This window comes from Bacillota bacterium (assembly GCA_033549065.1).
GTDB lineage: Bacteria > Bacillota > Dethiobacteria > DTU022 > DTU022 > JAWSUE01.
Map to the genome: position 1 here is coordinate 1 of JAWSUE010000013.1, position 11490 is coordinate 11490.

At 42.8% G+C, this 11490-nt stretch carries 9 protein-coding genes; 1 reads left to right on the forward strand and 8 read right to left on the reverse strand.

The features are described from left to right. Window positions 1–83 precede the first annotated feature (83 nt). From SCJ97_09460 to SCJ97_09495, 8 genes are all read right to left on the reverse strand, one after another. The gene (locus tag SCJ97_09460; protein MDW7740265.1) at window positions 84–1304 is read right to left on the reverse strand and encodes an ice-binding family protein; all 1221 of its coding nucleotides are present in this window, start codon (window positions 1302–1304) and stop codon (window positions 84–86) included. 120 nt (window positions 1305–1424) lie between these two features. Next, entirely contained in the window at window positions 1425–1583 is a 159-nt protein-coding gene (locus tag SCJ97_09465; protein MDW7740266.1) for a hypothetical protein, read from the reverse strand. A 106-nt stretch (window positions 1584–1689) separates the two neighbouring features. Then, window positions 1690–2328: a hypothetical protein gene (locus SCJ97_09470; protein ID MDW7740267.1), complete on the reverse strand. Its 639-nt coding sequence runs from the start codon at window positions 2326–2328 to the stop codon at window positions 1690–1692. 164 nt (window positions 2329–2492) lie between these two features. Further along, on the reverse strand, window positions 2493–4271 hold the full coding sequence (locus SCJ97_09475) for a radical SAM protein (protein ID MDW7740268.1): 1779 nt from the start codon (window positions 4269–4271) through the stop codon (window positions 2493–2495). 220 nt (window positions 4272–4491) lie between these two features. Further along, window positions 4492–4662 carry a hypothetical protein gene (locus SCJ97_09480; GenBank protein ID MDW7740269.1) on the reverse strand — a complete coding sequence of 57 codons (171 nt, stop codon included), beginning with the start codon at window positions 4660–4662 and terminating at the stop codon, window positions 4492–4494. Between the two features lie 354 nt (window positions 4663–5016). Continuing rightward, window positions 5017–6162, reverse strand: coding sequence for a PAS domain S-box protein (locus SCJ97_09485; GenBank protein MDW7740270.1), 1146 nt, complete (start codon window positions 6160–6162; stop codon window positions 5017–5019). Beyond that, window positions 6155–8851: a chemotaxis protein CheB gene (locus SCJ97_09490; protein ID MDW7740271.1), complete on the reverse strand. Its 2697-nt coding sequence runs from the start codon at window positions 8849–8851 to the stop codon at window positions 6155–6157. The genes SCJ97_09485 and SCJ97_09490 overlap by 8 nt, the downstream gene beginning before the upstream one ends. Window positions 8852–9246: 395 nt before the next feature. Beyond that, a complete protein-coding gene (locus tag SCJ97_09495) occupies window positions 9247–9450 on the reverse strand; it encodes a dodecin family protein (GenBank protein ID MDW7740272.1) in 204 nt (67 codons plus the stop codon). A gap of 193 nt (window positions 9451–9643) precedes the next feature. Between SCJ97_09495 and SCJ97_09500 the strand changes: the two genes are divergently transcribed. After that, window positions 9644–11490: clostripain-related cysteine peptidase (locus SCJ97_09500; protein ID MDW7740273.1), on the forward strand; the 1847-nt coding region annotated here is incomplete at its 3' end.

The following is an 11490-nucleotide window of genomic DNA, read 5'->3' on the forward strand; positions in this document are numbered from 1 at the left end:
ATCCCTACGGGTTTCGTTTTGAGCTATATTTATTATTCCAGCGCTGTACCGCCATATCAAAAACAATGCAAGCTTCGATGCTATCAACTTATATTGTAGTTTCCTTTTTTTCTGCGGTAACCTTTGAGAAATAATCCGCCAGCCAGGGTTACGCTAATTACACTAATAGCCAATAGCAGCCCATTTCCACCAGTTGTGGGCAGCTGACGCTTTGCTTTCATAATATACGAGCTGGTGACCGGAGCATCTGGCTCCAGGCCTAAGTAATGGGCATCATCGGTATCGCTGTAGGTCCCATCGTCAAAGTCACCCGTCGCTGTTGCCGTGTTGCTGTGCTGGCCTACTACGACATCGATTCCATCCACGATAACCTCAAAGGAGGCGCCGCTTGCCAGCGGGTCAAGCACAGCCAGATCACCGCTCAGGTCGCCAAATACAGAGTCATTAAGATTTATGTTAGTTAATTCCACATCGCCGGTGTTGGTCACCACAAACTTGAACTGAACCTCACTGCCTGCAACAATAGAAAGCCCTGCCAGGCCATCGGCATCCAGCCAGTTCTCCCCGTCGTCAATGGAGACGTACTTCTCGACGCTGATGGCCGGAGCAGGAGGTGTACAAACATCATTTATAATATCATTATTTTCTAGTGTGACCGCTCCGTTTATTGCCAACAACTGTCCTTTCACTTCTGCACCGTTATTTGCCGTGATGCTTGTAAGTGCCATAATGTGTCCAACAAAATCAGAGTCTGTTCCCAGTGTGGCGGAACTACCGATCTGCCAAAAAACCCGACAGGGTTGAGCACCATTGATAAGTACAACCTTGCTGCCGCTTCCTGTGGTAAGTGTTGAGCCTGCCTGAAAAATGAAGACGGCATTGGGATTGTTTTGACCATCAAGAGTAAGAGTGCCGCCAACCGCTAAAGCGATACTGGAGTCTGATTTGTAAACTCCCGGAGTCAAGGTTTCTCCAGCAAGGTCAGCGGAAATAGTTTCATCCGGCGTCCTGTCAACTGCATCATTATACGCGGTGATCAGGTCATCTTTAGCTGTAGTCAGTAAGCTGAAATTCATTACTGAGCCTGCAGGACCAGCAGCATCCACCGTATAAATTGTGCCGTCTGCATTTACTGTCGTTAATCCGGTAATCGCAGCACCTGTTGCTGAGCTTAACCCAACATCCCCGCCTGCAGTTCCTTCGATCCAGGTTGGCCCGGTATTGGTGATAGCCGAGCCGGCCAAAACTCCAAAGTTCTTGGCTGTTCCCAACTCCACTGTATCTTGAGCTGCCAGACTACTCATGGAGGATGTTATAATCATAACTACTAACAACAGCATTAGTAGTAATGGTATAAATCGCATCTTGTTATGCGTTTTCATAACTTCATCACTTCGCCTCATTGATGATTGACATTCTATCAGCTACTTGATTTCAAATATTTTCATGTCTGAATCATCGTTTTTGAAGTTATCGTCTTTAATATCCTCTTCACTGTTTCTATAACTTGATTTTTTATAAATTCTCACAAAGTGTTCCTCTACGTTGTTAATGTTAATGTTTTTCGGGTTTTCCAAAACCATTATGACAACCCCTTTACTAAATTTTTTTTACAGATACTTACTTGATAAAAGCTCCCTAACATCGTTGGGACTATGCTTACATTCATAAAAAACCCCTGACTACGATTTATCTCGCCGCCTGAAATGTTTTCGTATCTTCATATTTAAAGGCTTCCCATTTGATGAATACATGGTCAGTGGGAGAATTTATGGAAACAGCAACGAAACTAATAAAAACTTCTGGTGTTTGATCTTTAATTTCTCCTCTAAAATATTCCATATAATAAAGGTTGTCTATTCCTATTGCGGGGCCATAATCAGGCGCTCCTAAAATGCTTATAATCTCAGGAAAACGCATTCCTACCTTTGCGCCTAAAACTTCTTGGCCTGGTCCCAAAATAATGCTGACGGCAATCTTATTCTCAATAGGCTGAGGAGAACAAAATTGAATGAACCCTTCTTCATATTGATAAAGAATATAGTGATGTGGCCCCAGCCAGCTACTGTAACCCTGCTCGGCCGGTTCCCCCAGCACCTGCTTAATTTCATCAAAATTTTTGCCCAGGAGATTCATCACGGGAGCATTTTCAAACTTATCAAAACCAAGGCTCTCAATGCTTACAATATTTTGTCGGTAAGCATATACAGATTTCTCTATAGCCTCACTACCCACCAGTATAGCTGGCAGGGTAAAAATCAATAACAGAATAAATGCTAAAAACTTATATGCATTTTCTGTATTAATCCTAACCTGCATAATCTTCATTAGGAATATCATTTTTATGGTTGCCCCGACTTCTCTATTTATCTTGCGCTTATATGATACCAATCATATTGCTGAGATATATATAAGCAATATTTCCAATAGTCATTATTTTATTGCTTTTTAAATTCAGCATGGATCAGCCATAGATCAGCATTTTTCAGAGGTCAACGTCTTTTCAACAGTAGCTCGAAGCACGGCATTTTAAAACGATTCCCGCTTTTCCAATTTAGCATGCTGTGTGTTTCGCTATCAGCTGTGGTTATGATTTGCAAGCGGTGCATCCTGCACCCAAGCTTATCAAAGTAGGCGCCGAAAGCAGCTGCCGCTTTATGAGAGATAAAGCGAAGGCCTTCAGTGTTAATCACCATTTGACTATAATGCCTGCGTAAAAAACCCTTTAAAACTCTGTGAAGCTCTTTTCGGTGCAAACTACCGGCAAAACCACGCAGTTTTAGGTAAAGCACTCCACTTTGCTCTGTAAGCGATACCTTAAGATTAGATATAGCAAATTCAGCTTGCGACTTCTCTCTGACAGGAGCTGTTAATAAGCTGTCGAAAAGGCTAACAGGCTGAGGGTTGAAATATTGCTGATGTTTCAATAACTGTTCAAACCAGCGGTTCCGCCGCTCAAAATGTCGCGTAAGGCCCCACCCGATCGTCCTGTGAATAACGGAACCCCAACCTGTAAGTGCTAAATTCTTTAAAATGTTCTGCAGGGAGTAAAATCTTTTCAGGGCGATGACTGTCTCGGATTGTAACTCTTCCGCTGACATTAATTCAGGTTGAAATACCGTATGATGACCATCATAGAGAGACCAGTCACGGGTTAAAATTCTCTTTTCGCTTTCCATCTGTTCGTAGAATGGAGTACCCGGGAAGGGAGTCAGAGTCATAAACTGGACACTATCAATCTTCGCCCTGAGGGCAAAATCTGCAGTCTGCCTTATTGTATCAACCGTATCTGTGTCAGCGCCAAAGACAAACATCCCATGAATTCTTATTTTGTAATGATGGAAGCGCTTGATCGCTTCTTCAATATCTTCAACTGTTTGCTGCTTGTTGTAGCGTTCAAGAGTTGCGGGGTTTATAGACTCAAAACCGATATAAACAATACCGCAGCCAGAGCGGTACATTAAATCAAGCAGCTCATCATCATTTGCCGCATCGACTCGAACCTGGGCTCCCCAACGTTTGAGTTTGATACCCCGATCAATAATTCCTCTCAACAGCTCTTTGGTGAGTTTGGGGGAAGCGGTAAAATTATCATCACAAAAAAAGATATTCTTCCCCTGATAACGGGTCAGTTCTTCAAGAACACTTTCTGTACAGCGATGTCGATAACGTCGTCCAAACATTTCAGTAACACAGCAAAATGTGCAGTTGAAGGGACAGCCCCGGGAAGTCATTACCGGTATATTACTCATAGAGGAATAACGATCTAACAAGGTGAGATCTGGAATAGGCAGTGTATCAATATCTATCTTCGATTCAAGGGTTTCATTATGAACCATTTCCCCGTTGCTCCAGTACGATACCCCGGGGATGTTATGTGGCGGTAATCCGGCTTCAATCGATTGAACGAGAGGAAGAAAACTTAATTCTGCCTCACCCCTGACCAGATAGTCGGCAAACTGCATAGCTTCATCAGGCATAAATGAGGCATGTATACCACCAATCACAACGGGAATCCTATGTGATCTCAGCAATCCGGCAACCTGGTAAGCCTCCCGGCAGGTAGCTGTAGTAGTAGATATACCAACCAGGTCAGCTTCAATTATTTCTGGCCAGGGTAGTGAATTCCCGGTACCCAGGAAGAATCTTACCTCGTAACCGGCGTCTTTTAACTGGGTGCCCAGGATAGGAAGTCCCAGGCGGGGCATACGGACATGTTTGTAAACATGGTCTTCACTGGACTTCGGTTCAATTAGAACTATCTTCTTCATTAAAATACACTCCTTAGGTTGAAGGCTTGCCGAATAGATAGGTAGAAGTAAAAGTAGCTAAGTTGCTAAAGAAAAAATGGAGAGGAAGTTTATACCTGGGAGCCGATAATATAATCGGCTCTGCCGTCCTCCTCTCCCTTGAAAAAAGAATACCTGTGTTAAGACTAATCGAAAATTCAATCCTGATCTAATCCTGATTGACGATTCTTTTATAAATACCTTAAAAGCCTTTCAAAAGGTTTCCTAATGCCAATAATGCGAAGCCGATAACCAAAGCCCAGAATCCAGTGGAAGCTTCAATCGGTATAATCCCTAAAAATGACAGGAATCCAACAGCAGCCAGTATTACCGCAATCCAAAATACTATAACCTTAGGCGCACTAAGCCTCATGGTAGAACCTCCTTTCATGGTACAAGTAATAAAGAAAAAATTACTACTGATTCATAAGGTTCTTACTCCGGTATTTCTTTACACAATGTTGAGAAATCTAAGAATAAAATAAACAACAACAATCAGCCCGATTATGTAAATAATGTTGCGCATATCAATCGCCTCCAAGTTTCTATAACTCTATTTTCTTTCTTGTTTACATGCTAACAAAAATAGTGCTAAGAAATCGATTAGCAATGTTCCCATTATTCAATATTTTTTATGCAGGTATGATCAAGTATGAATCAGAGGTATGTATAATCGTATACGGGGCTTCTTTGGATATAACTTAAGTATAGGGGTGGAATCTTAAAATTAAAGCAGGTTAATCAGCCTGGCAAACTTTATAATATCATCCTGAGAATATAGTTCTAACTTATTCATCAGGTTTTCTTTATGCTTATCTGCAGTTTTGGGACTAAATCTCAATTTATCAGATATTAACTGGCGGCCTTGACCCTTTGCCAACAACTTGAAAACCTCTTTCTCTCTTGGGGTTAGTTTGTTGTATGCTATCATACCCTTGATAAGGGAGATATCCTCAATGGTTAATATTACCTGGAATGGTTTATCGTCACCGGGTTTAAATTGCGGCACCGCAGTGATTTTTAGCCAGGTGTATCTGCCAGCTTGCGGTGAATATAATCCCATAACAGCATTATTTATCACTTCACCCGTTCGCAGGGCTACCATATAAGGTTGGGCTTCTTCAGGTAAGTCAGATCCATCTTCCTGAATAATCAACCATTGAAGGTCTTTCGGTGATCGTCCCTGCATTTGATTAAAAGATAAACCAAAAATTTTTTCAGCAGCGGGATTTGCCGATATAATTCTACAGTCCGGATCTTGATATAAAACCCCTTGTGTCATGGTTTCATACAAGGTCCGGAATTGCCGTTCACTTTCTCGCAGCTCTTCTTCGGCTTTTTTTTGGGCTGTTATATCCATCAGGGCGATGCGGCATTCCCGCTGATCCTCCAAAACCATGGCTTCAATATGGACAAAATTTGATTCATTTTCTTTTATTTGCAGGGTAATCTCAAAAGTATCCCTGGCCCGGTTGAAGAATACTTTTTCCAAAAAAGATTTAAAAGCATGACGGTGCTGGGCAGTGATAAATTTTTCGAAATGCTGATTTAAAATTTTGCTGCGTTCCAATCCCAACATAGTTGCTCCGGTTAGATTTGCCCGCAGGATAAAACCGCTTTGATCCAGAGTTAAATAACCAACAGGAGCAAAATCATAAAGATTGGTATATTCACCGAGATATCTTTCCAATTCTGAATGTGCCTGCTGCAGCTCTTCATTTTGTATCTCCAGCTCAATTTGGTGTACCTCTAACTCCTGTACAAGTCTTTGTAATTCTTCCGGAGCAACGGGAGGTGCTATTTTCCGTTTGCTATCCAGAATTTTTTCCTCTGCCTGGCGGCGTAGTTCTTCCGCCGACCTGTGCTTATTCATGATGATCCTCCCCAATTTCTTTATTAATTTTCGACTGCAATCTTTTCTTGGCTTTGTTCAGATCTGAATCTTTTTTCACCATTCGTTTTTCCAGATCAGTTTGGGATTGTCTTAGAGCAGCTTCCAGTGTCTTGGATATAGTAATGTCCATAAATGTTATTACCAACCCGTCAACTTTGTCATCAAACGTGCGGTAAGGCATAATTTTCACTGTAAACCAGCGCCCCCCGGTAGCTGAAACCGATTTCTCCTTGAAAGACAGCGTGCGCAACACTTCCCGGGTATCTTCTATAAATTCCGGGTAATCCAGGCTGGAGACAATATCAGTAATTAGTCTTCCAATATCTGCAGGTATCAGTTTTATAATTTCGGCCGTTTTAGCAGTAAATCGCCGCACGCGAAGTCTGTTATCCAGGAATAAGGTAGCTATATCAGTGCTTTCAAGCAAATTTTTCAGATCATTATTTACATAAAATAACTCATCTACTTTAGCTTGCAGTTCGTGGTTGATCGTCTGTAACTCCTCATTTAATGATTGCATTTCTTCTTTAGAAGTGGTCAGTTCCTCGTTGGTTGACTGCAACTCTTCGTTAGTAGACTGCAGTTCTTCATTAGTTGCGCTGAGTTTTTCCTGGGATGACTGCATGTCCTCACGAATATTTTCCAGCTCATGGTGAGCCTGCCGGAGTTCTTCTTCTAATTCGGAAACCAGAATGCTGCTGACTTCATGATCACTTGTTTTATCTTTCACCTTAGTTTTCCGAGGCCTGGCCACTTCTGAAAAGATGATCAACACCATCCCACGCAGCACATCCGGTTCTTCAAGCGGCTGGATGGTGATATCTACTGTATGGGTTTCTCCATTGGTCTTTACAACAGCATTTTTAACAACAACTACTTCATTTTTCTGAATTGCCTTCTGAAAAGCTTTGTTTAGAGGGTAGCCAAGTCCTTCACGGATCATAGCAAAAACATTCCAGTTGGCCTTGCCGGCTGCCGGCTCAAGATACACACCGGTCCGCCCGTTAATATATAAGATGTCCCCCTTGTTGTTGACCATTACTGATGGAGGTGTAAAACGCTTTAAAAGTAACTGATCCACCAGTGATTGCATATTTACCACCGTTTCTGATGGTGATGATGATGGAGTAAAAGCATGCGGCAGTGGAAATTCGACCATGTCTGCCTGTATTGTAGATTCCAGGCGCCTATATAGTCGGGATTTACCGTGCAGCGGTTTAAAAAGGCTTGTATTATTGCCGATACTTTCAGCTTTCCCAAGTAATAAATAACCACCAGGTTTTATGCTGTAGTGAAAAAGGGGTATAATTTTTTTCTGCAGCTCAGAAGTCAGATAGATCAACAGGTTTCTGCAGCTTAGGATATCCAGTTTGGTAAAGGGTGGATCCATGATGACGTTTTGTTGGGCAAAAACCACCATTTCCCTTAAAGGTTTGGCAACCTGGAAACCGTCCTCCACCTGGATAAAAAACCGTTGTAACCTTTCAGGAGAAAGATCAGCAGAGATATTGACCGGGTAGACGGCTTCACGAGCCTTTTTAACCGCTTCCAGACTTATGTCGGTAGCAAAAATCTGAAGCGTTATATTTTGGGTTGGTTCTAACTGATCCATCATCTCTTTAAAGACAATGGCTAAAGTATAAGCCTCCTCACCTGTTGCACAACCTGGCACCCAGGCTCGCAAGGCCTGGTTTTTGCGTTCGGTCAGAAGTTGTGGGATAGCTTCAGTTTTTAGCAGTTCCCATACTTCCGGATCGCGAAAAAAATTAGTAACTCCGATTAAAAGTTCTTTATATAACAAATCAAGCTCCTGAGGATTTTCCTGAAGCAACCGGACATAGGTGGTAAGATTTTCAATCTGATGGATGCCCATACGGCGCTCCAGGCGACGACAGACGGTGGTATTTTTATAAAGAGAAAAATCCTGGCCCGTCTTCGAGCGCAACAGGTACATTATCTTCTCAAGGGAACTCTGGTTTTTTTCTGTCAGAGCTGTTTCGGAACTGGCAAAGGAAGGTTTATACTGGAGATAAGAAATTATTTTTGCCGGCATCTCTTCCACCGGAATAACAATATCGGCCAGGCCAGCCTTGATTGCGCTTTTCGGCATACTGTCATATTTAGCTGAAGTCGGTTCCTGTACAAAAACCACTCCACCTCTGTCCTTGATGAAGCCAAGACCGATTGTTCCATCGGTGCCCATACCTGATAAGATAACACCAATACTTCGTTCCTTTAGGTCCTCAGCCAAAGAGCGGAAGAAAAAATCAATAGGTAGGCGCAGCCCACGAGGTTCTGCCGGTTCAAAAAGGTGTAGTATTCCGTGGAAGATCGACATATCTTTGTTCGGGGGAATTATATAAATACAATTGGGCTGGACATGAGTGCGTTCTATAACCTGCATGACCTGTATAGGAGTGATCCGCTGAAGTAATTCCACCATGAGATCTTTTCGTGTCGGATCCAGGTGTTGAACTATAATAAAAGCCATGCCGCTATCTACGGGAATATTCCTCAGAAAGAGTTCCAACGCCTCCAAACCGCCGGCAGATGCACCGATGCCAATGATGGGAAAGCTTGCCTTTGGCTTATCTAAATGAGGAGAATTGTGGGACTCATCGCTCAGGCAGGCCTCTGCCTTCGGATCAACCTTCTTCTTATCAGTCATTATTGTCACTCCATTTCTCGCTGTTACTCGCCAGTAAATATTTCACAATCGCTACATTCAGAAACACTTTACATCACATTTGCGTGGTTAAAGATTTTCTCTTGCTGGAAGTTATAAGCTGATTACATATATCGCCGGCTAATGTTTTAGCTGCAGCACTTTCAGGACTTCTTTTTCTTTTAATTATACAACAAGAAAACCATGTTATCAAAAGATTCTGATTGTGTTGATTCAGATTGCAGCGGACCTTCTCAAGACTGCTTAGCTTAACTTATTTAGACTGACTGATGGAAATTGCACAATGCAATAAAAATTATCGGGGCAAAATGCACCGATAATTTTTTTCAGTCGACCTAATCTTTATCAAACCACCAAACGCTTTATCAATTTTTCTGTTAATCCTGCACGATAAATGAAATCTTGGTACCAACGCGGTACCTGACGACCTTGTCTCCTTCAACTATTGCCTGCTGGGAATCTACATAGACGATTTGAATATTGCGCACTGTTTTGGCTGCTTCTTTTACAGCAGCCTGAGTTGCGGCTTCCCAACTTTCCGTTGATTCCGCCAATATCTCAATAACTTTAACCACTGACATTTCCAATTCCTCCTTTAGTTTTTACAACTGCTTTCGACGTTAATTTAATTTATCCTCTATTCTATAAATAATAATTATTAGGACAATTGCAATGAAAGTGTTGCCGTACCATTATAGCCTAATAACTTTATCTTGCTAAATGCAAGTGTTAGCAATAGAATAACCTTAGATTATCCGGAAAGAAGGAATTGCAATGGAAAGGAAAAGCGGCGGCGGTTCAAGGAAAAAAAGAGTTACAGGCGATGCTTCCGGCGGTGGTGTATTTCGACGTGGATCGGCAGTAAATCCCAAGGCTGGAAAACCAGTGGGAAAAACGGATGGATATGCCGACCGGAAACAGGGCAGCAGCAAACCGATCGGCAGTCAGGGTGGTTCAGGTAGTTTTGGCCCAACTTACACCAACAGACCGGGAAAGGCTTTACAGCGAAGCAGTAGTGGATCAAAAGGTAAATTCCTTATACTGATAATCATCCTGGTAGTCGGCTATTTTTTACTGCGAAGCTGCTCAGGGCAGATCGCCGATCCGAATGAATCAGATCTTCCGGTTATGAACCAGGCAGAGGAAACCGGGATCCCTGCTGTTACCGGTGACCCTGTAAATAATGCCATTACTCCTTCAACAGGTATAACCGGCCCGAGAACACCGCGAACCATGATTATCGGCAACGGTCAGGATATATTCACAATTATGATCTATATGTGCGGAACCGACCTTGAAAGTTCTTACGGAATGGCAACGGCCGACTTAAATGAGATGCTCCATGCGACAATAAGCGATAAGCTCAATATTATAGTGGAAACCGGAGGCACTTCACGCTGGAGAAACAGCGTTATTAAAAACACATCCAACCAACGCTACCAGGTAACTTCATCCGGCTTGAGGCTTCTGGTGGATAATCTGGGTCGAAAAGCTATGACCGACCCGGCCACCCTCCAAAATTTTATCACTTACTCCGCCACCAATTTTCCCGCTAACCGCTATGCCCTGATTTTTTGGGATCATGGCGGAGGCTCCCTCAGTGGATTTGGTTACGACCAGCTTTTTCCAAACAGCGGCTCAATGACTATAAGTCAGATTAACTCAGCTTTAGAAGGAGCGGGAGTAAAATTTGATTTCGTCGGATTTGATGCCTGCCTGATGGCTACGCTGGAAACTGCATACATGTTAAACTATCACGCTGATTATATGATTGCATCGGAAGAAACTGAACCGGGTATCGGCTGGTATTATACAAACTGGATTACCGCTCTCTCTGACAATACCTCCATGGATACCGTTTCTATCGGAAAAATGATTATTGACGATTATATCAATAAATGCGGTCAGGAAGTACCCAGAGAAACTACGACCCTTTCCCTGATTGATCTTGTAACCCTTAACAATGTGGTTGATGAGGCTTTCCGGGATTTTGCCCTATCGGCTGAAGCACAGCTGGACGATGATTACAAAATTATATCTAATGCCCGCGGAAACTCCAGGGAATTTAATCGTTCCAGGCTGGACCAGGTTGATCTGATTGATCTGGCAGAAAAGATAAACTCTCCCGAATCAAGAGCTTTAATCGACGCCCTTCGTCAAAGCATCAAGTATAACAGAACATCGAGCAACATATCCAGAGCTCATGGTGTATCGATCTATTTTCCATACGACGAATTACGTAACCTTTCTTCCATGCTTTCGGTTTATGAAAGGATCGGTATGGGCGAGGAATATAATAGTTTGATCCGTAAATTTGCCAACATGGTGGCGGGTGGGCAGATTACAACCGGTGGAAGCAGCAATCCATTAAGCGCTCTCTTTGGCTCATCAGGCGGGGGTGGGGGTTCAGGCTCTTCATCCGATCTCTGGGCCCTGGCCTGGAATGCCTTCTTCGCCAATGCGGATTTCAGCAGTATTACAGGTGCTCTTACCGGAGATCAAACTAACTGGGTCGATCCAAACCTTATTCAGTCAAATGCCGATTTCTATCAGAAAAACTATCTTGACGCAAGCAGTATCAAACTGACTCAAAAGGGAAATACCCGGGTTTTAAAACTCAC